The sequence below is a fragment of the Longispora urticae genome (genome assembly GCF_053902585.1).
This window is the reverse complement of sequence record NZ_JAQZSH010000036.1, coordinates 1-20871: the sequence shown is the minus strand read 5'-3', so window position 1 is coordinate 20871 and position 20871 is coordinate 1. Positions and strand designations below refer to the sequence as shown.

General features: G+C 74.8%; 18 protein-coding genes, 1 pseudogene and 1 riboswitch. Of the genes and pseudogenes, 15 read left to right on the top strand and 4 right to left on the bottom strand.

Annotation, left to right across the window (positions count from 1 at the left end):
* The first annotated feature begins 53 nt into the window (after window positions 1-53).
* The 6 genes from PT931_RS25530 to PT931_RS25505 all read left to right on the top strand — a co-directional run bounded on the left by PT931_RS25530 (window position 54) and on the right by PT931_RS25505 (window position 7003).
* Window positions 54-836: a hypothetical protein gene (locus tag PT931_RS25530; protein ID WP_456248232.1), complete on the top strand. Its 783-nt coding sequence runs from the start codon at window positions 54-56 to the stop codon at window positions 834-836.
* 119 nt (window positions 837-955) lie between these two features.
* A riboswitch (cobalamin riboswitch) is annotated at window positions 956-1171 on the top strand.
* A 124-nt stretch (window positions 1172-1295) separates the two neighbouring features.
* Window positions 1296-2858, top strand: a complete 1563-nt coding sequence (locus tag PT931_RS25525) for an ABC transporter substrate-binding protein (protein ID WP_456248231.1) — start codon at window positions 1296-1298, stop codon at window positions 2856-2858.
* Entirely contained in the window at window positions 2858-3802 is a 945-nt protein-coding gene (locus tag PT931_RS25520) for an ABC transporter permease (RefSeq protein ID WP_456248230.1), read from the top strand. The genes PT931_RS25525 and PT931_RS25520 overlap by 1 nt, the downstream gene beginning before the upstream one ends.
* A 41-nt stretch (window positions 3803-3843) precedes the next feature.
* Window positions 3844-5598: a dipeptide/oligopeptide/nickel ABC transporter permease/ATP-binding protein gene (locus tag PT931_RS25515; protein ID WP_456248229.1), complete on the top strand. Its 1755-nt coding sequence runs from the start codon at window positions 3844-3846 to the stop codon at window positions 5596-5598.
* Window positions 5595-6269 (top strand): ABC transporter ATP-binding protein, encoded by a 675-nt coding sequence (locus PT931_RS25510; protein ID WP_456248228.1) that lies wholly within the window; start codon window positions 5595-5597, stop codon window positions 6267-6269. Before PT931_RS25515 ends, PT931_RS25510 begins: the two co-directional genes overlap by 4 nt.
* Entirely contained in the window at window positions 6266-7003 is a 738-nt protein-coding gene (locus PT931_RS25505) for a (2Fe-2S)-binding protein (RefSeq protein ID WP_456248227.1), read from the top strand. The genes PT931_RS25510 and PT931_RS25505 overlap by 4 nt, the downstream gene beginning before the upstream one ends.
* A gap of 23 nt (window positions 7004-7026) precedes the next feature.
* Here the strand turns inward: PT931_RS25505 and PT931_RS25500 are convergent, their stop codons facing one another.
* Window positions 7027-8100, bottom strand: coding sequence for a sensor histidine kinase (locus PT931_RS25500; RefSeq protein WP_456248226.1), 1074 nt, complete (start codon window positions 8098-8100; stop codon window positions 7027-7029).
* The gene (locus PT931_RS25495; RefSeq protein ID WP_456248225.1) at window positions 8087-8746 is read right to left on the bottom strand and encodes a response regulator transcription factor; all 660 of its coding nucleotides are present in this window, start codon (window positions 8744-8746) and stop codon (window positions 8087-8089) included. The genes PT931_RS25500 and PT931_RS25495 overlap by 14 nt, the downstream gene beginning before the upstream one ends.
* Before the next feature lie 88 nt (window positions 8747-8834).
* On the opposite strand from PT931_RS25495, the gene PT931_RS25490 reads away from it, so the two are divergent.
* The 4 genes from PT931_RS25490 to PT931_RS25475 all read left to right on the top strand — a co-directional run bounded on the left by PT931_RS25490 (window position 8835) and on the right by PT931_RS25475 (window position 12794).
* Entirely contained in the window at window positions 8835-9560 is a 726-nt protein-coding gene (locus tag PT931_RS25490) for an ABC transporter ATP-binding protein (protein WP_456248224.1), read from the top strand.
* Window positions 9557-10603 carry an ABC transporter permease gene (locus PT931_RS25485; RefSeq protein ID WP_456248223.1) on the top strand — a complete coding sequence of 349 codons (1047 nt, stop codon included), beginning with the start codon at window positions 9557-9559 and terminating at the stop codon, window positions 10601-10603. Before PT931_RS25490 ends, PT931_RS25485 begins: the two co-directional genes overlap by 4 nt.
* A gap of 72 nt (window positions 10604-10675) precedes the next feature.
* Window positions 10676-11707 carry a hypothetical protein gene (locus tag PT931_RS25480; protein ID WP_456248222.1) on the top strand — a complete coding sequence of 344 codons (1032 nt, stop codon included), beginning with the start codon at window positions 10676-10678 and terminating at the stop codon, window positions 11705-11707.
* 172 nt (window positions 11708-11879) lie between these two features.
* A complete protein-coding gene (locus PT931_RS25475) occupies window positions 11880-12794 on the top strand; it encodes a GNAT family N-acetyltransferase (RefSeq protein ID WP_456248221.1) in 915 nt (304 codons plus the stop codon).
* 55 nt (window positions 12795-12849) lie between these two features.
* Here PT931_RS25475 and PT931_RS25470 read toward each other — a convergent pair whose 3' ends face one another.
* On the bottom strand, window positions 12850-15885 hold the full coding sequence (locus PT931_RS25470) for an AfsR/SARP family transcriptional regulator (RefSeq protein WP_456248220.1): 3036 nt from the start codon (window positions 15883-15885) through the stop codon (window positions 12850-12852).
* Between the two features lie 272 nt (window positions 15886-16157).
* Between PT931_RS25470 and PT931_RS25465 the strand changes: the two genes are divergently transcribed.
* The 5 genes from PT931_RS25465 (at window position 16158) to PT931_RS25445 (ending at window position 19644) form a co-directional block, all read left to right on the top strand.
* Window positions 16158-16355, top strand: a complete 198-nt coding sequence (locus PT931_RS25465) for a hypothetical protein (protein ID WP_363720139.1) — start codon at window positions 16158-16160, stop codon at window positions 16353-16355.
* Between the two features lie 74 nt (window positions 16356-16429).
* The gene (locus PT931_RS25460) at window positions 16430-16918 is read left to right on the top strand and encodes a TlpA family protein disulfide reductase (protein ID WP_456248219.1); all 489 of its coding nucleotides are present in this window, start codon (window positions 16430-16432) and stop codon (window positions 16916-16918) included.
* The gene (locus tag PT931_RS25455; protein ID WP_456248218.1) at window positions 16915-18708 is read left to right on the top strand and encodes an ABC transporter ATP-binding protein; all 1794 of its coding nucleotides are present in this window, start codon (window positions 16915-16917) and stop codon (window positions 18706-18708) included. Before PT931_RS25460 ends, PT931_RS25455 begins: the two co-directional genes overlap by 4 nt.
* 19 nt (window positions 18709-18727) lie before the next feature.
* Entirely contained in the window at window positions 18728-19228 is a 501-nt protein-coding gene (locus PT931_RS25450) for a MauE/DoxX family redox-associated membrane protein (protein ID WP_456248217.1), read from the top strand.
* A complete protein-coding gene (locus tag PT931_RS25445; RefSeq protein WP_456248216.1) occupies window positions 19225-19644 on the top strand; it encodes a S26 family signal peptidase in 420 nt (139 codons plus the stop codon). Before PT931_RS25450 ends, PT931_RS25445 begins: the two co-directional genes overlap by 4 nt.
* Window positions 19645-19789: 145 nt before the next feature.
* Here the strand turns inward: PT931_RS25445 and PT931_RS25440 are convergent.
* Window positions 19790-20871, bottom strand: a pseudogene (locus PT931_RS25440) (hypothetical protein); the annotation flags it as partial.

Here is a 20871-nt window from a genome sequence, read left to right as displayed (position 1 = left end):
CCTCGCTTCCTGGGGGTGCGCCCGGACCGGGGAGTGTCGGTACTGTGGCGGACATGGTCACGGTCTGGATCGGCGGCGGCACCGGCTCGGGGAAGACGACACTGACCCGGATCCTCGCCGGCCGACACGGCCTGCGGGTGTTCCCCGTGGACGCGTTCTGGCACAGCCACGAGGCCCGGTTGCCGGAGCCGGAGCGCAGCCCCGACGACCAGTGGCTCGGGCTGACCCCGGTCGAGCAGGCGGCCGAGTTCGAGGCGCTGGCCCGCAAGCGCTGGCCGCTGGTTCTCGCCGACCTGGCCGCCCTGCCACCGTCGCCGCCCGTGGTCGTCGAGGGGCCGCAGGTGCTGCCGGACCTGGTGCCGGACGGCGACGCGGCCGTGTTCCTCGTCTCCACGGCCCCGTTCCAACGCTCGGTGCTGGAACGCCGGCCGCTGCCGCCGACCGCCGACGCCCGGCAGGCGCTGGAGAACCGGATCGAGAAGGACCGGCTCCACGGGCAACGGGTGGTCGAGCTGGCCGCCGCGCGCGGCTTCCCGGTCGTTCCGGTCGACGGCACCCTGCCGGTCGAGGCGGTCCTGGTCGCCGTCGAGGACGCGCTGCCCGCTGTCGTCGGGCCCGAGGTCGACCCGGCCGACGTCCGGGCGGCGCGGCGCTGGGAGAACGGTGTGGTGGCCGACAACATCCGGACCTGGCTGGGTACGGCGCACGTCCCGCCCGTGGCGCCGACCGGCTATCCCTTCGCGTGCGAGTGCGGCGCGCGGGGCTGCCACGCCCAGGTGGTCCTGCCCCTGGCCGGTTACGAGGCCGCGACGCGCGTGGTCGCCCCAGGACACTGATGGCACGGCGCCGCGCGGAAGGCGCCCCGGGCCGTGCAGAGCATTGCGGACAGTGACGGACACTCCGCAAGAGGTGACGGGTGTGAGTCACTCGCTATCCCGGTCGGGGCGGGGTGTGTATGCTCCTGCTCGCCAACGGTACGCCCCCTCCCGCACGGCGGTGGCGTGGCAACAGGGAACCCGGTGTGAATCCGGGACTGCCCCGCAGCGGTATGTGGGAACGACCGCCGTCAACAGCACTGGGACGCCACGTCCTGGGAAGCGACGGCCACTAGGCAGCGTCTGTCGGCGCACCGCCCACGAGTCCGAATATCTGCCGTCGGTGCACGCGCCCAACGCGCGTGCCGGTTCCGGGTCTCGTGGGAGGGGCCTCGCCGACGCCGTGCCGCGCCCTGGGCCGGTTCACGCGTGGTCTCCCGCCGACCCGGCTTGCGTCGGATCTCGCGAGGGAGAGCGGCAATGCGGACAGGCAGTGGAAGCAGGCTTCTGATCGCCGTGCTCGGGCTGGCCCTGGGGGCCTCGGCCTGCACGGGTACGTCGACCGACAAGCCGGCGGACGGCAAGGTCACGACGTTGACGATCGCGACGAGTTTCGCGGTCAAGGATCTCGATCCGCTGGAGAGCGGGTTCTGGGCGCCGGAGTTCGGGTTCGGCGCGCTGCTGATGAAGCCGGTCGCCGGGGGCAAACTGGTCCCGTGGCTGCTGGAGTCGGCGCCGGCCCAGGCGGGTCCGACGGCGTGGACCCTGAAGCTGCGGCCGAACCTGACCTTCCAGAACGGCAAGCCGCTCGACGGGGCCGCGCTCGCCGCCGCGATGACGTTCAGCCTGACCGACAACAGTTCGGTGAAGCCGATGCTGCCGGGGGCGACCGTGAAGGCGGACGGGCCGTTGACGGTCACGCTCACCACGGTCAAGCCGACGTCGTACGTGCCGAGCCTGCTCGCCCACGAGTCGATGTTCCCGATCTTCGACCACGCCGGGTACCTGCCGGTGAAGGGGAAGCCGGCCGAGCTGATCGCGGCGAGGATCTGGTCGGGGCCGTACACGGTCACCGGGCTGACCTCGGAGGCGATGACGATGACGCCGACCCCCGGGTACACGGTGTCGGCGCCGAAGTTGGAGAGGCTGACCGTCCGGTTCATCCCCGACGCGCAGGCCCGGATCCTGGCCGTGCAGCACGGGGAGGCCGACCTGGCGCTGTACCCGCCGACGTCCGCCGCCCGGGAACTGCGGGGCCGGGCGGACGCGGTGTTCCTCAACCAGGCGGCCGGTACCGCCGCAGAGGGTTTCCAGCTGGTGCTCAACCCGCGCACCGGCCCGCTGGCCGACGTGGAGGTCCGCAGGGCGCTGTCGCACGCGATCGACTACGGCCAGCTCGCCACCCAGGTCATGAACGGGCTGTACGACACGTCGGTCGGCTTCTACCCGGCGTTCCTGCCGTACGCGGCGCGCAACCAGACGTTCGACGCGGCGAAGGCGGACCGGCTCCTCGACGCGGCCGGCTGGGCGAAGGACGCCGACGGTACCCGGGCGAAGGGCGGCACACCGTTGGCGTTCACGCTGCTCACGTACCCGCAGCAGCCGGACTCGAAGACCGTCGCGGTCGCGGTGCAGGCGCAGCTGAAGACGGTCGGGTTCACCGTCGAGGTCCGCCAGATCGACGACGTGACCGCCACGGTGAAGACCCCCACCGGCTGGGACGCGGCGGTGATGGGCAACGGGGCGATCGACTGGACCCAGACCGACCCGGTGACCCCGATCATCGCGAACTTCACCCCGGGCGGCGACAACAACTACGGCGGGGTCGACGATCCGGAGCTGACCCGGCTCGCGGGGCAGCTGGCGGAGACGTTCGACCCGGCGGCCAGGGACAAGCTGATGGCCCGGGTGCAGCAGATCGTGATCGAGGAGAAGGTGTACAGCCTGTACCTGTCGCTCAAGCGGGTACCCGTGGTGGCCTCGCCGACGTTGCGCGGCTACGCGGTACCGCCCGTGGGCCTGCTGTGGGTCGACGCGTACTGATGCGCAACACGGTCCTGCGCCGGATCGGCCAGGCCGTGCTGACCCTGCTGGTCGGCAGCGTCCTGGTCTGGGCGCTGCTGGCCCTGGCGCCGGGCGATCCGGCGCACCGGGTCCTCACGGCCAACGGGGTCGCGCACCCGACCGAGGAGCAGGTGCGGGCCAAGCGGGTCGAGCTCGGGCTGACCGGCGATCCGGTGACCCGGTACGGCCGCTGGCTGGCCGGCGCGGTGCGCGGCGACTTCGGCACGTCCTGGGCCACCAGCCGGCCGGTGGCCGACGAGCTGGGCCAGCGGCTGCCGGCCACGGTGCGGCTCACCGTCGTCGCGGTCGGACTGTCGCTGGCGGCGGCCCTGCTGCTCGGCACGGTCGCCGCCGTCACCGCGGGCCGGTGGCCGGACGCGGCGATCCGGCTGCTGTCCTCGGCGGTGCTGGTGCTGCCCGGTTTCGTGGTCGGGCTCGCGCTGCTGCACGTCGTGGTGCTGCGGCTGGGGCACTTCCAGATCATCACGGACGGGAGCTGGGCGACGGTCGGGCTGCCGGCGCTGACCCTGTCGTTGGGAACGGCCGCCGCGTGGTCGCGGCTGCTGCGCGCCGAGCTGCTGCGGGCCGGGGGCGCGCCGCACGTCGAGGTGGCCACGGCGCGCGGTGCGCGCAGGTCGCGGCTGCTGCTGGTGCACGATCTGCCGGGGGCGCTGGTGCCGTTCCTGACCGTGGTCGGGACCGGGGTGGCCGCGCTGCTCGGCGGGGCGCCGATCGTGGAGACGGTGTTCACGTGGCCGGGGGTCGGCCGGTACGCGGTGCAGGCCATCACGGCGCGGGACCTGCCGGTGGTGCAGGCGTACACCCTGCTGGCGATCGCGGTGTATGTCGCGGTGTCGCTGGTGGTGGACCTGGTCGCCGTCGCCGTGGATCCGCGGCTGGCCCGGGCGGGTGGGCGGTCGTGAGTCCGGCGTCCGTGCAGCCGCCCCGGGGCGGATGGCCGGCCATGACCCTGGGCATGTGGACCGGCGTCGGGATCGCGGTGGCCGTCCTCGCCCTCGCCGTCGCGGGCCCCGTCCTGCTCGGCGTGGACCCCGACCTGCCCGACTACGCCCACCAGCTCACCCCGCCCGGCGCGGAGCACTGGCTCGGCACCGACCAGTCCGGCCGTGACCAGCTGGCCCGGACGCTGGCCGGCCTGGGGAAGTCCCTCCAGGCGGTACTCGTCGTGTTCGCTCTCACCACGGTTATCGGGATCACCGTCGGCGGCCTGGCCGGCTACCTGGGCGGGGTCGTGGACGCCGTGGTCGGCCGGGTGATCGACGCGCTGCTCGGGCTGCCGTCGCAGATCATCGCGCTCGCGGTCGTGGGGGCGCTCGGCGTCGGTTCCACGCATCTGATCCTGGCGATCGTCGCGTCCGGTTGGGCGTATCCGGCCCGGATCGCGCGCGGCGCCGTGCTGGGCAGCGACCGCCGGCTCGACGTGACCGCCGCGCGGCTGGCCGGCATCGGCCGGATCCGGATCCTGTTCGGCCACGTGCTGCCCGGGGCGACGACGACGGTGCTGGTCGCGGCCACGACGACGGTCGGCGAGACCACCCTGACCCTGGCGGGCCTGTCGTTCCTCGGCCTGGGCGCCCAACCGCCGACCGCCGAGCTCGGCCAGCTGCTCGCCGACAGCCAGGGCTCCCTGGTCAGTTCCCCGTGGCTGCTGATCGGCCCCACGGTGCTGATCGCCGCGATGGTCGCGTCCGCGATGCTGGTCAGCGACGCCCTCCGCGACGCCGTCGACCCGCGCCCGCGCCCCACCCGCCTGCGCCGAACCCCACAGGTCAAGACCACACAGGACATTCCGGGGGTACTGAGCGCCACGGACCTCGTCGTCACCTACCCCGACGGCACCCGGGCCGTGCGCGGCGTCTCGTTGACGGTCGCCGCCGGTGAGTGCGTGGCCATCGTGGGCGAGTCCGGGTGCGGGAAGACCACCCTGGCCCGGAGCGTCCTCGGGCTGCTGCCCGCCGGGGTCACGCTCGGCGGCACCCTGGCCGTCGACGGCACCGACCTGGCCGGCCTCGACCGACGGGGCCTGCGCCGGCTCCGGGGCCGGGTGGTCGGCTACGTGGCCCAGGACCCGTACGCCGCCTGCGATCCGCTGCGTTCCGTCGGGCACCACGTCGGCGGGGCGTGGCGGCACCACGGCCGGCGGCCACCGCGCGGCGAGGTGGTGCGCCGGGTCGACGCGCTCGGGATCGCCGACGCCGCGCGGCGCCTCACCGAACGGCCGTACCGCTGGTCGGGGGGCATGTTGCAGCGGGCCACGATCGCGGCGGCCGGCGCGCACCAGCCGGTACTGACCATCGCCGACGAGCCGACCAGCGCCCTCGACGCGCACCTCGCCGACGACATCCTCGGCACCCTGCGCGGCTCCTGCCGGTCACTGCTGCTGATCAGCCACGACCTGCGCCTCGTCGCCCGGCACGCCGACCGGATCGTCATCATGTACGCCGGCCGGATCGTCGAGACCGGGCCCACGGCGGAGCTGCTCGACAACCCGCGGCACCCGTACACCCGGGCGCTGCTCGCCGCCACCCCGCGACCCGGCGGCGCCCCGGTGACCGCGTTGCCCGGCACTCCCCCGGCGCTGCGGGGCGAGCCGGGCCCGGGCTGCACCTTCGCGGACCGGTGCGCCCAGGTCGCCGACGTGTGCCGGGACCGCGAACCCGTACTCGTCGGCGGGGTCGCCTGCTGGGAGGAGTCATGACCGCCGTCGTGTCCGCCGTGGACGTCACCCGGGGCTACCGGACCCGCCTCGGCCGGATCACCGCCGTCGACCGGGTCAGCGTCGACGTCGCGCCCGGCGAGATCCTCGGGATCAGCGGACCGTCGGGCTCCGGCAAGTCGACGCTGCTCCGCCTCCTGGCCGGGATCGAACGGCCGGACACCGGAACCGTCCACTACGCCGGCCAACCCGCGTGGCGCCGCGACCGCGCCGCCAGTTACCCGCGCCCCGGCTACGTGATGCCGATCTTCCAGGACCCGCACGCGAGCCTCGACCCGCGCTGGCCGATCTGGCGCAGCGTCACCGAACCGCTGACCGCCCCGGGCCGGCCCCGGACGGACCCCGCCGGGCTGCGCGCCGTCGCCGCCGAGTGGCTCGACCGGGCCCGGCTCGGGCACCTCGACCCCACGGCGCGGCCCGGTCAGCTGTCCGGCGGGCAGTGCCAGCGGATCGCGATCGTCCGCGCCCTCGTCGCCGGCCCCGCGCTCGTCGTCGCCGACGAGCCGACCGCGCGGCAGGACGTGATCACCGCCGCGGCCATCACCGAGCTGCTCGCCGAGGCGGCCGGCCACGGCACCGCGCTCGTCGTCGTCAGCCACGACACCGTCTGGCTCGACACCCTCGCCCACCGCACCCACCGGATGGACCCGTGACCGCCGTACCCCGCGCTGAGCTCCTCGATGTCCTGGCCGCGGTCGCGGCGGTCCCCCGATACACCCTGCGCACCGGACCGGCCGGCCCCGGCTGGAGCACCGTGCGGGAGCTGTGCGCCGCCGACGCGACCACCGACCGGCTGATCGACACCGTGGCCCGCCGCTTCGCCATCGGCACGCCCCGGGTCGCCGGCTCGTTCACGGTCTTCGGCTACGCGTCCCGCCTGCTGGGCCCGGTCGTGGCGGCGTACGCCACCCGGGGCGTGCTGCTCGACGTGCACCCGGACCGGGTCCGCTGGCGCTACGTCCCCACGGACGGCTTCCAGTTCCTGCTCACGGAGCCGGCCGGCAGCCGACCGCTGGACGACCGGGACGTCGGACGGTGGTGGGCCGACCTGATCGACGGCCACCTCGGCCCGGTGGTGGACGCGGTGCGGGAACGGGCGCCCGGGGCGGTCGGCATGCTGTGGGGCAACGTGGCGGCCTCGGTCGCGGGGGCGCTGGAGACCGTGGCCCGGAGCGGCCCGGCCCCGGTGGTGGACTGCGGGCCGCTCCTGGAGCATGGTCCGCTGGCCGGGGCCGGGACCTTCGCGGCGCACCGGGGACGGAGCTTCTACGTGCGGCGCAGCTGCTGCCTGCACTACCAGATCCCGGCGGGCGGCAAGTGCGGCGACTGCGCGCTGCTCGAGCCGGCGGAGCTGCGCCAGCGGTGGGACGCCGCCCTGGAGGCGTGACGGGACGCCCGCGCCCCGGTCGGTCAGCCCGGGGGAAAGGCGACCGTGACGGTCAGTCCACCCTGGACGCCGGGCCGGACGCGCAGCTCGGCGTCGTGGCTGGCGGCGACGGCGCGCACGATCGCCAGCCCCAGGCCGGAACTCCCGTCCTCCGGGCTGGTCGGGCCGAGGCGCTGGAACGGCTGGAGGATCCGGCCGACCGCGTCGGCCGGCACGACGGGTCCGGTGTTGCCCACGGTGAGGACTGCGCGCCGGGCCTCCGCTCGGGTGGTGACGTCGATCCGGCCGCCGTCGACGTTGTGGCGGACGGCGTTGTCCAGCAGGTTGCCGATCAGACTGGACAACTGCGTCGGATCCGCCCGGATCACGACGGCCGGCTGGAGGTCCCGCCGGAGGGTGAGGTCCCGGTCCGCCGCCGCGGGCCGGCGCGCGGTGCACGCCTCCGCCGCGAGGACGGCCAGGTCGACGGGCTCGGCCGCCACCGGGCGCCGCTCCCCCTGGGCCAGCGCCAACAGCGCCGCGACCAGGCGCTCCTGCTCGGCCCCGATCTGGAGCACCTTCTCGCAGGCCGCCCGCAGGGAGGTCGCGTCGACGTCCGGATCGGAGAGCGTCACCTGGATCAGCGCACGTTGGACGGTCAGGGGGGTGCGCAGTTCGTGCGAGGCGTCGGCGACGAAGCGGCGCTGTGCGGCGTACGCGGCGTCGAGGCGGGCGTAGAGGCCGGTCAGCGTGGCGGACAGCTCGGCGTACTCCTGGTATCTGCCGAGTTCGCCGTGGCCCGGTAGCCGGCCCGGGGCCGCCCCGCCAGCGGCGGCCGTCAGCTCCCGGAGTGGTCGGACCGCCCGCCCCGCCAGCGCCCAGCCGATCGGACCTGCCACCAGGGCCACCAGGAACAGTCCGAGGGCCGCCGCGAGGAGTACGGTGCCGGTGTTGTCCGGCGGCCCCGCGGCGACCGGGATGCCGGCCTCGTGGGCGGAACCACCGGACCAGGCGCCCAGACCGACGACGACCACCGGCCCCGCCCCGAGGACGACCGCCGTCATGGCGTAGAGCAGGGCGAGACGGGTACGCAGCCGCGGCCGGTCAGTCGTCGACACGGTACCCGCCCTCGCGGATCGTCGCGATGACCGCCGGCGCGCCGAGCTTGGCCCGCAGCCGGCCGAGCGTGGTCTTCACCGTGGTGGTGAACGGGTTGGTGGCCTCGTCCCACACGTGGTCGAGCAGTTCCTCCGTGGACACCACCCGGCCGGGGCGCGCCATCAGGTAGGCCAACAGGGTGAACTCCTTCGGGGTGAGCGCCACCGGGCGCCCGGCGCGGGTGACGGTCCGGCGGGCCGGGTCCAGTTCCACGTCCGCGACGCGCAGCACCGGCGGCACGGGTGCGACGGACCGCCGGGCGAGCGCCCGGACCCGCGCGACCAGTTCCGGGAAGTCGAACGGCTTGGTCAGGTAGTCGTCGGCGCCGAGGTCGAGCCCGTCGACCCGGTCCGCGAGCGTGCCCGCGGCCGTGAGCATCAGGATCCGCGCGGGCAGCCCGCGCCGGCCCGCGTGCCGGCAGACGTCGTCACCGGACACGACGGGCAGGCCGCGGTCGAGGACCAGCACGTCGTACGGCGCGAGGTCCAACCGGTTCAGCGCCTCGCCGCCGTCGGTGACCACGTCGACGGCCATGCCCGCCCGGCGCAGCCCCGTCGCGATCGTCTCGGCGAGGAACCGGTGATCCTCGGCGACCAGTACCCGCATCGGCCCAGCATGCCAGCCGGCGGGTGACAGCGCGGTGACAGTCCCGTGTGACCGGGCTGTCACCCGGCCCGGCGTAGAACTCGACGGCATGATCCTGGAAACCGAAGCCCTCGCCCGGCGGTACCGGCGGCGATGGGCATTGTCCGACTGCACCCTGGCCGTGCCGGAGGGCGCGATCGTCGGCCTGGTCGGGCCGAACGGCGCCGGCAAGACCACCCTGCTGCGGCTCGTCGTGGGCCTGCTGACCCCGACCGCGGGCACCGTCCGGGTGCTCGGCGGCGCACCCGGCGCGGTGATGCGGTCCGGCCGGGTCGGGTTCGTCGCGCAGGACGCCCCGGTCTACGCCGGTCTGACCGTCGCCGACCATCTGAACCTGGGCGCCGGGCTGAACCCGCGCCGCTGGGACGCGTCCGCGGCGGCGCGCCGGATCGACCGCCTGGGGCTACCGCTCCGGCAGCGGGCCGGTCGGCTCTCCGGCGGACAACGCGCGCAGTTGGCCCTCACGATCGCCCTGTCGAAGCGCCCCGACCTGCTGGTCCTCGACGAACCGGTGGCCGCTCTCGATCCGCTCGCGCGGCGGGCGTTCCTGGACGAGACGGCCGCCTCGGCCCTGGCCACGGGCGGCGCGGTCGTGCTCTCCACCCACCTGGTCGCGGACCTGGCGCACTGCTGTACCCACGTGGTCGTGCTCGCCGGCGGCAGGGTCCGTCTGGCGTCCTCGATCGCGGACCTGTGCGCCACCCCGGCCGGGTTGGACCGGATCGTGCTCGACGAACTCACCCGCGCCGCCGACGAAAGGACCCCGGCCCCGTGATCAGCCTCGCCCTCCGACAGTTCCGTGCCCCGGCCTGGGTGCTCGCGGCCGGCTCCGTCGCCGTCGCCGCCGTGCTCCTCGTGACCCGGCCGCGGCTGGTCACCGCAGCCGCCGCCGCCCGTCGTGCCTGCGGGACGGAGACCGACTGTCCGGCCCTCCTCACGTTCGTGCAGGCCAACACGCCCCTGAACACCGTGGTCGGGCTCGTCGTGATCGTGCTGCCCGCCCTCCTCGGCCTCTTCCTGGGCGCGCCGATGGTGGCCAGGGAGTTCGAGGCCGGCACGCACGAACTGGCCTGGGCCCAGAGCGTCGGCCGGACCCGGTGGCTCGCGGTCAAGTTGGGGGTCCTCGGCGCCGCGACGGTCGCGACCACCGGCCTGCTCACCGCGCTCGTCACGTGGTGGGCCGCACCGCTGGACACCGCGACGGCGGCGGTCTACGGCACCTTCGACCAGCGCGACCTGGCACCGGTCGGGTACGCGCTGTTCGCCCTCGCGTTCGGCGTGACCGCCGGCCTGGTCCTGCGCCGGACCCTGCCGGCCATGGCCCTGACGCTCGTCGGCCTGCTCGGCCTCCGGATCATCGTGACGGGCTGGATCCGGCCGCTGGCGGCCACGCCACGGCGGACCACCGTCCCCCTCGACCCGGACACGACGGGATACGGCTCCGGCGGCAGCATCCTCCTCGGCGTCCCGGAACCCGCTCTGCAACCGGCGCCACCGGACATCCCGGACGCCTGGATCCGGTCCGTCCACGTCGTCGACGACGCGGGACGGCCGCTCACCGACGAGGTGCTGCGCGCGGCGTGCCCGACCATCGGCCAGGGGCAGGGCGGCGGCCCGGCGGGCCCGGTTCCGGCGGAGGTCGCGCAGGGCATGCGGGACTGTGTGGCGCGGATCGGCGCCACGTACCACCAGGCGGTCACCTACCAGCCGGGCGACCGCTACTGGACGTTCCAGTGGTGGGAGTTCGCCGTGTACGCCACCCTCGCGGCCCTGCTCTGCGGGTACGCGTTCCACCGCCTCCGGCGGCACGGCGGCTGAACCGGGCGGCCCGGAACCGCTCGGTGCGACCCGCTGGCCGGTTCGCGCGGCCGCCGTGTCTACCATCGGCCGGTGAGGACACCACCCGCGCCGCCGGAGCTCCGGGCCCGGCTGGCCGAGCTGGAGGCGTACGGGCGCACAACGACCCGGCTGCACCCCCGGCCCGGCCCGGTCACCGCCGCCGACAGCCACGTCGGCGGGCCCCTGCGCTGGCCCGCCGACGAGCCCTGGCCGGTCTGCGACACCCCGCACACGGTCCTGGAGGACGTTCCGCTGCCGGCCGAGCTGATGGAGCGGTTCGCGGCGGCGGAGGCGCGCCGCACCCAGCGGCACGTGCTCGCCGACGGCGAGTGGGAGCTGATGGAGGAGCTCGCCCGGCTGGTCGGCCCCGGGTTCGTCGGTTGGGGCTCCGAGGGCGACGGCCCGGCGGTCGGCCACCGGTACGCGTCGCGGGCGCACGTCCCGCCGAATCCCCTGGTCGCGGTCGCCCAGCTGCGGGCCGCGGACGTCCCCGACCTGCCCCGGCCGGGCGGCGCCGACCTGCTCCAGGTGCTGTGGTGCCCGTTCGACCACCCCCAGGACGGGTTCGTGGGGCCGACGCTGGAGCTGCGGTGGCGCCGCGAGGCCGACGTGACGGGGGAACTGGCCGAGCCTCCGGGTGGCGGGGCCGGCGACGAGCGGTATCTGCCCCGGGCGTGCGGGCTGCATCCGGAGCAGGTCGTGGAGTACCCGGATCCGACGGAGCTGCCCGCCGGACTGCGGGACTCGTTGGAGTCGTGGGCGGAGGACCACGCCAGCGCGCTGACGGCCCCCGGTTGGAAGGTCGGCGGGCACGCCGCGTGGACGACCACCGACCCGGTGCCGACACCGTGTCCGCGCTGCGCCGGACCGACCAGCCTGCTGCTGGTCATCGCCTCGGCCGAGTACGACGGCGGCACCCGGGACCGCTGGCGGCCCGTCGAGGAGGGGCACGTCGACTGGGCGCACCCCGACCGCCTCGACCTACAGGAGCCGACCGGGGTGCAGGTCGGCCGCTGGGGGTCGCTGCGACTGTTCGTGTGTCTGAGCTGCCCGGACGCGCCGGTCCACCTCAACCCGCAGTGACGGCGCCGGACGCCCGGCGCCTCGGGTCCGGTGCGTTCCGGTGGGCCGAAGCGTGCCTGGAGGAAGGTTCCCGGCGGGACGAGGGGTGCCCGGAGGAACGCTCCCGGTGGGCCGAAGGGTGCCCGGAGGAAAAGGAATGGCGCTCGGATGGTCGGGCCTTGAGACTGGCCCCATGACAGCCCTCCCCGCCGGACACTCCCTCAGCCGGCCCACCGCGCACGACGTGGCCGACATCCTGGTGATGCTGCACGCCAGCGACGTCGCCTCCATCGGCGCGCCCGAGTTCGACGAGTCCCAGGTCCGCGACATCCTCACCGCCCCGGACTTCGACCCGGCCCTCGACGCCTGGCTGGTCCGGGACCCCGACGGCCGGGTGGTCTGCCTCGGCTACCTGGAGCCGGAGGAGAACTCGGTGTTCTGCGAGGTGTACCGGCACCCCGACGCCGTCGGCGACGCGCACCGCCCGGTGCTGGACCTGCTGCTGGCGCGCTGCGCGGAGCGGGCCCGGGCGGCCGGGCGGTCCGAGCTGGTGGTCCGCGCGGGCGGGGTGCCCGGTACCGAGGAGTGGTGGCTGTCGGCCCTGGCCGGGGCAGGCTTCGCGTTCGAGTACCAGAGCGCGCGGATGAGCCGGGAGCTGACCGGGACGGAACAGGCGCCCACTCCGCCGGCCGGGGTGGTGGTCCGGCCGATGGCGACCGGGGAGCGGGACGAGTTCCACGCGGTGATGGTCGAGGCGTTCGCGACCGCCCGGCGGCCGTACACGGCGGACGACTCCGGGCAGTGGGACGACTGCCTGGTGTGCGAGGTCGACGGCGAGTGGGCCGCCGCGCTGCGCTCCACCGACCAGCGGGCCGACCGGGGCGAGGGCTGGGTGAAGCTGCTCGGCGTGCGGCCGGCGCACCGGGGCCGGGGGCTGGGGCGCCTGCTGTTGGAGACGGCGTTCGCGGGGCACGCGGCGCGCGGCCGGAACGCGACCGGGCTCGGTGTGGACACCTCGAATCCGACCGGGGCGTACCAGCTGTACCAGTCGGTCGGGATGACCACGGCGTACGCCGCGAACATCTGTCAGCTCACCGTCCGGGTCTGACGGCCCGGTCGGGGACGCCGGTGCCCCGCCGGCCGGCTGCCAGCGTGGGCTCGGATCAGTGCGGGTCCTGGTCGGCGAGCCTCGCCCGCAGCTCGTCGGCCTCGACGACGCCCATCCCGGTGTACGTCCGCAGCGCCCGGTCCCAGTGCGGCCGGGCGAGTGCCGTCTGGCCGAGGGCGTGCCGGGCGTGCCCGATGCCCTCGTGCGCCTGGGCCTGGTCCATCAGGCCACCGGTCTCCTCCGCGATCCCCAGGGCGGCGGTGTGCCGGTCCAGCGCGGCCTGGAGCTCGCCCCGTCCGAGGTGCGCGGAGCCGAGGCCGTTGAGCGACTGGGCCTGGAGGTTGCGTTCGCCGATCTGGCGGCCGAGCGCGAGGGCCGACTCGTGGTGGGCGATGGCCTCGTCGTAGGCGCCGAGTCGCTCGTGGACGGTGCCCAGTCCGCTGAGCGACTGCCCCTCGGAGGCCCGGTTGCCGATCTCGGCGTGCAGCTGGCGGGCCTGGCGGAAGTGGTGCGCCGCCTCGGGGTAGCGCGCCAGCCGGCCGTAGACGACGCCCAGGTTGTTGAGGGTGCCGCCCTCGTCGCGGCGGTCACCCCGGGCCCGGTGCAGGTCCAGGGACTGGTGCAGGTACTCCAGGGCCAGGTCGTACTGGCCGCCGCGCTGGTGGACGATGCCCAGCCCGGCGAGCGCGGCGCCCTCGGCGCGCTGGTTGCCGGCCTCCCTGCCGAGCACCAGCGCCTCCCGCCAGGCGGCGGTGGCCCGGTCGAGGTCGCCCAGCCGCCCGTGCGCGGTGCCGAGGTTGACCAGCCCGCCGGCCTGGCTGTACGGGTCGCCGGCGGAGCGCCGCAGGTCCGCGGCGCGCAGCAGCTGGGCCAGCGCCTGGTCGAGCTCGCCGCGCTGTCCGTGCAGCTCGCCGGTCACCTCCAGGGCCAGGGCCTCGCCGGCCTCGTCACCGAGCTCCGCGTACCGGGCGGCGGCTCGACGCAGGTGTTCCAGCGCGGTGGCGTAGTGGCCTTGCTGGAGGTACGCGTGCCCGAGGTCGTGGAGCGCGCGGGCGTGTCCGACCGGGTCGTTGCCGGTGGCCTCCACCGCCAGGGTGTGCAGCCGGACCCCGTCCCCGTAGTGGGCGTGGGTCTGCAGGTAGCCGGTCAGCACCGGGGAGAGCCGGTGCTCCAGGGCCGCGGCCGTGATCAGGTTGGCGCGCTCCGCGTCGAGCCAGGCCCGGGCGGCGGCCGTGGCCGGGGCGTGGGGATGGCGGTCCGCGTCGCGGGCGGCCCCGGTGGCGGCGGCGAGGTAGTGGGCGGACAGCCGGGCGAGTGCCGCGGCGCGCTCCCCCGGGGCGTCGGTGGCGGCGCGTTCGGCGGCGTACACCCGCAGCAGGTCGTGGAAGGTGTAGCGGCCGGGCTCGGCGGTCTGGACCAGGTGCGCGTCGACCAGGGTCTCCAACGCGTCCTCGGCGTCCGGCTCGGCCAGGCCCAGCAGGGCGGCGGCCGCCGGCAGGGCCAGGTCGGCGCCCTGCCACCAGCCGAGGTACCCGAACGCGCGGGCCGCCACGCGTTCGGCGGGGCTGCCGGCGGCGAGCGTGCGGTAGCTGACCTCGAAGCTGGCCCGGACGGCGAGGTCGCCGGTGGCCAGCTGGTCGAGGATGCCGCGGGCCTCGGTGAGCCGGTCGGCGAGTGTGCGCAGGCTCCAGCCCGGCCTGGCCGCGAGTCGGGCGGCGGCGATCCGGACGGCCAGCGGCAACCCGGCGCAGACGGCCAGGATCTCCGCCGTGGCCCGCTGGTCGCCGTGTGCCCGGTCCGCGCCGACGATCGTGGCGAACAGCGCCCCGGCGTCGGTCTCCCCGAGGACGTCCAGGTCGATCCGGGTGGCACCGGCCAGGCCGGACAGTCGGTTGCGGCTGGTGACGAGGACCGCGCCGGTGGGGGTACCGGGCAGCAGTGGCCGGACCTGGGCCGCGTCGGCCGCGTCGTCCAGCACGACCAGGACCCGACGGTCGGCGAGCAGGCTGCGGTACCGGGCGGCCCGCTCCTCCAGCCCCGCGGGCAGCTGCCGCTCCGGGGTGCCCAGGTCCCGCAGGAACCGGCCGAGGACGTCCACCGCGGGCACGGGCCGGCCGCCGGGTTCGGACAGCCCGGCGTGCAGTTGGCCGTCGGGGAACCGGGCCCTGAGCTGGTGGCCCAGGTGTACCGCCAGGGTGGTCTTCCCGACCCCGCCCATACCGGAGACCACCGCCACGAACGGTGCCGCGCCGGTCGGGTCGAGTCGGGCGGCCAGCTGGTCGAGCACTCCGGAGCGGCCGGTGAAGTCGCCGATGTCGGCGGGTAGCTGGGCCGGTGGCGGGGTGGCCGGGGCCGGGGTCGCGGCGGGCTCGTCGAGGGCGGCGGCGTGGGCCCGGCGCAGGTCCGGCCCGGGCTCGACGCCCAGTTCGGTGGCCAGGGTCCGCCGGGCGTCCTCGTAGGCGGTGAGCGCCTCGGCGCGCCGTCCGGTCCGGTGCAGCGCGGTGACGAGCATGGCCCGGCCGTGCTCGCGCAGGGGGTGGGCCAGCACGAAGGAGCGCAGGTCGTCGATCACGAGGTGGTGCCGGCTCAGGGCCAGCTCGGCGGCCAGTTGGCGTTCCCGCGCCTCGACGAGCTGCTCGTCCAGGAGCGGCGCGTACTCCCGGTGCAGGGTCTCCGAGGCGATGTCGGCGAAGGTCTGGCCGCGACGCAGGGCCGTCAGCTGGCGCAGACACCCGACCTCGCCTTCGACGTCGCCGGTCGCCGCGGCCCGGTCGGCGGCGGTCCGCAGGTCGCGCAGCCGGTGGACGTCGATCGCCTCCGGCGGCAGGGCCAGCAGGTAGCCGGGCGCCCGGGTGACCAGGACGTGCGGGCCGAGGAGCCGGCGCAGCCGCATGACGAGCGCCTGGAGGACGCTCCGCGCGGTGGCGGGTGGCTGCCCGTCCCAGATGAGGTCGATCAGTTGCTCGGCGCTGACGACCTCGGGGACCCGGAGCGCGAGGGCGGCGAGCACGGTGCGCTGTTTGGCCGAGGTGACCGCGATCCGGCGGCCGTGGTCGCGGATGTCCAGCGGGCCGAGCAGGCCGATCTCCATGTCGTCTCCGATGTCACGCCGGGGTGATCCGGACCTTTGGGGTACGCCCGGTAGGCCCTTTCGGAATTGTGCTGTTCGGGGCGCCTGTACCCGTAGTCCCTTCCGTCGAGTGTGGTCCAGATCTCGTGCCGGTCCGCCTCCCGGCCGGCACTCATGACAGCGCCGTGACAGCGGCGTCGGCAAGTCTCGTGCCCGCCCCGGATTTTCACGCCTCCACTGTGAACCGGGCCGGGCCTGGACTGCCCAGGTGTGAGACCTCTGGAAGGAGCGTCATGACCAGATTGATGACGAGGTTCGGCGACCGCCTGCTGGGCCGCCTGCTGCCCTCGAGCACCGCGGGCGCCTGCGTGCCCTCGCACGGGGACTACTGCGGCTGCTACTGCGTACCCCTCGGTGGCGGGCTGTGGCGGTGCAGCAAGGCCTACCAGAACTGCGGCGGCCACTGCACCACCGAAGGGGCGCCCTGCTAGGAGCCCGAGATCGGGGTGGCGCCGCCCACGGGGTCGCGGCGCCACCCTCCCCTGACCGTCTGAAAGGGACACTGATGGAATCTCTGCTGGCGGCGGCCGTGCTCATCCTGGCCGCGATCGTGCTGCTCAACCTGGTACTGACCTTCGCGGTGATCCGCCGGCTGCGCGACGGCGCCACGGCCGGGCCCGCCGCCCCGGGGGTCGGCGACCCGGTGCCGACGTTCGCCACCACGATGACCGACGGGGCGACCCTCACGCACCGCGACCTGCTCGTCGGGCCGGCCACGGTCGTGTTCGCGCTGCCGGGCTGCGCCCCGTGCACGAGGACGCTGGCCGCGCTGCCCGGAGCCGAACCGACGTTCGTGTTCGTGATGGGCGAGCCGGGGGGCGAGACGGAGGCCGTTCTCGCCAAGGTCCCGTTCTTCGCCCGCGCCGGTGTCACGCCGATGGACGGACCGGTCGGGCGGGCCTTCGGGGTGGCCCTGTTCCCGACCACGCTCCGGGTCGCGGACGGGGTCATCCGGGAAGTGGACAACGGCGTCGCGGCCGGGGCCGGGGTGTGAGCGGGCGCGCCGTACGGGCCGCCCTGCTCACCGGCTGGGCGGCGGCAGGGACGCGCGGGGTGGCGGTCCTGGCGGTCGGTGCCGCGGTCAGCGGGCTGCCGGTCCTGGCCGCGTGGGCCGGGAAGCTGCTCATCGACGGGCTGAGCGGCCCGGCCCGCCCCGCCGGGGACCTCGCCTGGCTGGCCGCCGCGGCCGCCCTGCTCGGCGGGGCGGCGGCCGGCGCCGGGTACCTGACCAGCTATCTGACCGTCTGGTTGCGGACCCGGATCGGCCTGCACGTCGAGGAGCGGCTCTACCGGGCGGCGAGCCGACTGCGCGGCCTGCGGGTACTGGAGGACCCGGCGTTCCAGGACCGGTTCCGGCTGGCGGAGGGCACGGCGCAGCACGCACCGGGCGCGTGCGTGTCCTTCCTGCTCACAGCGGTCCGGGCCGTGCTGGGGTCCGCCGGCTTCCTCGTCCTGGTGCTGGCGGTGTGGCCGCCGATGGCCGTCATGCTGGCGCTGGCCGCCGTCCCGCACCTGCTCGCCCAGCTGGGCATGGCGCGGCGGTTCGCCCGGACGGCCGAGGAGACGATGACCGCCCGGCGTTCCCGGTTCATGTACCAGGGGTTGCAGACCGAGCTGGCCGGGGCCGCCGAGCACCGGCTGTTCGGGCTCGGGGACCTGTTCCACTCCCGGATGATGCGCGCCTCGCTGGAGGTCAGCGGGGCGGACCTGCGGGTCCAGCGGAGGATGGCCCTGACCCAGGGCGGGCTGGCCCTGCTCAGCGCGGTGACCCTCGCGGCCGGGTCGGCGGTCGTGGTGTTCCGCGCGGCGGGCGGCCACCTGACGGCCGGTGACGTGGTGCTGTTCCTCAGCGCGGTCGCCGGGTTGCAGGCGGCGATCTCCGGGGTCGGTACCCAGCTCACCGACGCCGCGCAGGCGGTGCGGCTGTTCCGGCACTACCTGGACGTCGTGGACGCCCCACCGGACCTGGTGGACGGTGCGGGGGTCCCCGACCCGTTGCGGCTCGGCGTGGAGTTCCGCGACGTGTGGTTCCGCTACGACGCCGACGGTCCGTGGGTGCTGCGCGGCCTGAACCTGACGATCCCCGTCGGGCGGGCGACCGGGCTGGCCGGGGTGAACGGCGCCGGCAAGAGCACCCTGATCAGTCTGCTGTGCCGGCTGTACGATCCCGAGCGCGGGGAGATCCGTTGGGACGGCAGGGACATCCGGACGTTCTCGATCGACGGCCTGCGCGGCCGGATCGGGGCGACCTTCCAGGACTTCATGGCCTACGACCTCACCGTCGCGGAGAACATCGGCGTCGGCGACGTGGCCCGGCTCGACGACCGGCCCGCGATCGAACGCGCGGCAGGGCTCGCGGGGGCGGCGGCGATCGTCGAAGGACTGCGGGACGGGTACCGGACGCTGCTCAGCCGGATCTTCTTCGGCGAGACCGGTGACAGCCGCGGCGTGGCCCTGTCCGGCGGCCAGCGGCAACGGGTCGCGCTGGCCCGGTCCCTGATGCGCGACGACGCGGATCTGCTGATCCTCGACGAGCCGAACTCCGGCCTCGACGCGGTCAGCGAGCACCAGATCCACGAGATCCTGCGCCGGCACCGGTCCGGGCGCACCAGCCTGCTCGTCTCGCACCGGCTGAACACGCTCCGGGAGGCCGACCGGATCGTCGTCCTGGAGGCCGGCCGGGTCCTCGAGGAGGGCACGCACGCGGAACTGGTCGACGCGGGCGGCCGGTACGCCGAACTCTTCGCCCTCCAGGCCGCCGGCTACGCGGGGACCGCCGCATGAGCGCCGCCGGGACGGTCGGATGAGCGTCGTCGGCTACGCCTGCCGGGCCGCCCTCGTGGTGGTCCTCGTCCTCGCCTGCGTCGGCAAGTTCCGGGCGCTGGCCGGGTTCCGCGCGAGCCTGGCCGACCTGGCCTGGCTGCCGGGCGCGGCGCGGCCGTTCGTCACGGTCGCCGTCCCCGTCACCGAAGCGGTCGCGGCGGTCCTGCTGGTGGTACCCGGCGCGGCGGTCGCCGGATTCGCGCTCGGCGGCGCCCTGCTGGCGGCGTTCACCGTCGTCGCCGGCTGGGCCGTCCGGAGCCGGCGCCGGGTGAGGTGCGCGTGCTTCGGGCCGGTCAGCGTCCTCGGCCCCGGCGAGCTGGCCCGCAACCTGGTCCTGCTCGCCACGTCGGCGCTGGGTCTCGTCGTCCGGGAGGGACCCGCCGACGCCGTGGGGATGCTGGCCGGTATCGGGGTCGGGTGCCTGGGCGGGTTCCTGATCAGCAGGTGGGGCGACCTCGCGTACCTGGTGACCGGCCGATGATCTGGCTGGGGGTGCTCCTGGTCCTGGCCGGCGCGGGGCTCGCGGGGGCCCGGGTGCGGTACCGGGTGGTCACGGTCGTCGGGTCGAGCATGACCCCCACCTTCCACGACGGCGACCGGCTCCTCGTCCGCCGTACCCGCACCGTCCGACGGGGAACGCCCCTCGTCTTCGCGCCTCCGGGTCGGCCGCGCCCCGGCGACCCGCCCTGGCTCGTCAAACGGGCCACCGCGACCCCCGGCGACCCGGTGCCACCGGAGATGGCCGCTGCGGTGCCGGATCCCGTGGTGCCGGCCGGGTACCTGGCCGTGCTGGGCGACAACCCGCACAGCCTCGACTCCCGGCGCTTCGGCCTCGTACCCGTGGCGGCGGTGCTCGGCGTGGTCGTCCGCCGCCTGGGGGCCGCCGACCCGGCATGAGGTCGATCCGGTCGCCGCGGTGTCCCCCGGCCTACGGACGCATGGCATGTCCTGGCCGGAACGCGTCGCGGGGCGCGGACCGGGTGGTCCGCGCCCCGCGACGCGGAGGGTTACTACTGGGTCGGGCCTTCGTGCTGGGCGCGGATCAGTAGGAGTAGACGAGCTTGGTGCCATTCACCGCGACCACCGACAGACCCGAGGTGGCGGTGACCCCGGTCCACTGGTTGATCCACGAGTTCGCGCTGCTGGCCTCGTTGACCCGCCCGTTGGCGTCGATCGTGTAGACCAGCTTGGTGCCGTTGACCGCGACCACGGACAGGCCCCCGGTGGCGGTGACGCCGATCCACTGGTTGATCCACGAGTTCGCGCTGCTCGCCTCGTTGACCCGCCCGTTGGCATCGATCGTGTAGACCAGCTTGGTGCCGTTGACCGCCACCACGGACAGGTTCGCGCCGGCGGGCACGGTGACGCCGATCCACTGGTTGATCCACGAGTTCGCGCTGCTCGCCTCGTTGACCCGCCCGTTGGCATCGATCGAGTAGATGAACTTGGTGCCGTTGACCGCGACCACCGACAGGTTCGAGCCCGGGGCGGCGGTGACCCCGGTCCACTGGTTGCTCCAGGAGTTCGCGCTGCTGGCCTCGTTGACCCGCCCGTTCGCATCGATCGAGTAGATCAACTTCGTGCCGTTGACCGCGACCACGGACAGCTTCGAGGTGGCGGGCACGGTGACGCCCGTCCACTGGTTGATCCACGAGTTCGCGCTGCTGGCCTCGTTGACCCGGCCGTTGGCGTCCACGGAGTAGATGAGCTTCGTGCCGTTGACCTCGACCACGGAGAGACCCCCGGTGGCGCTGACGCCGGTCCACTGGTTGATCCAGGAGTTCGCGCTGCTGGCCTCGTAGATCCGACGACTGGAGACCCCGGCGTCGTCGACGATCTTGTTGTACCGGCGGGCGACGTAGTTGCCGTTGGGGTGGCCGTCGAGCTGTCCGGCGTTGATGGAGACGTGGTTGACCTTCTGGACCGGGCTGGAGCCGAAGCTGTAGTAGGAGAAGTAGGTGTGGTCGGCTTCCCATGCGTTGAAGAGGAAGACGTGGTTGGCGGCGTCGTTGAGGATGTCGCCGGCCTTGAGGTCGGCGCGGGGGATCTCGTAGGAGATGGCGGAGAGGTTGCCGGTCCAGTGGTGTGAGCCGGTGTGCCAGGCCATGTCGACGTATCCGGAGC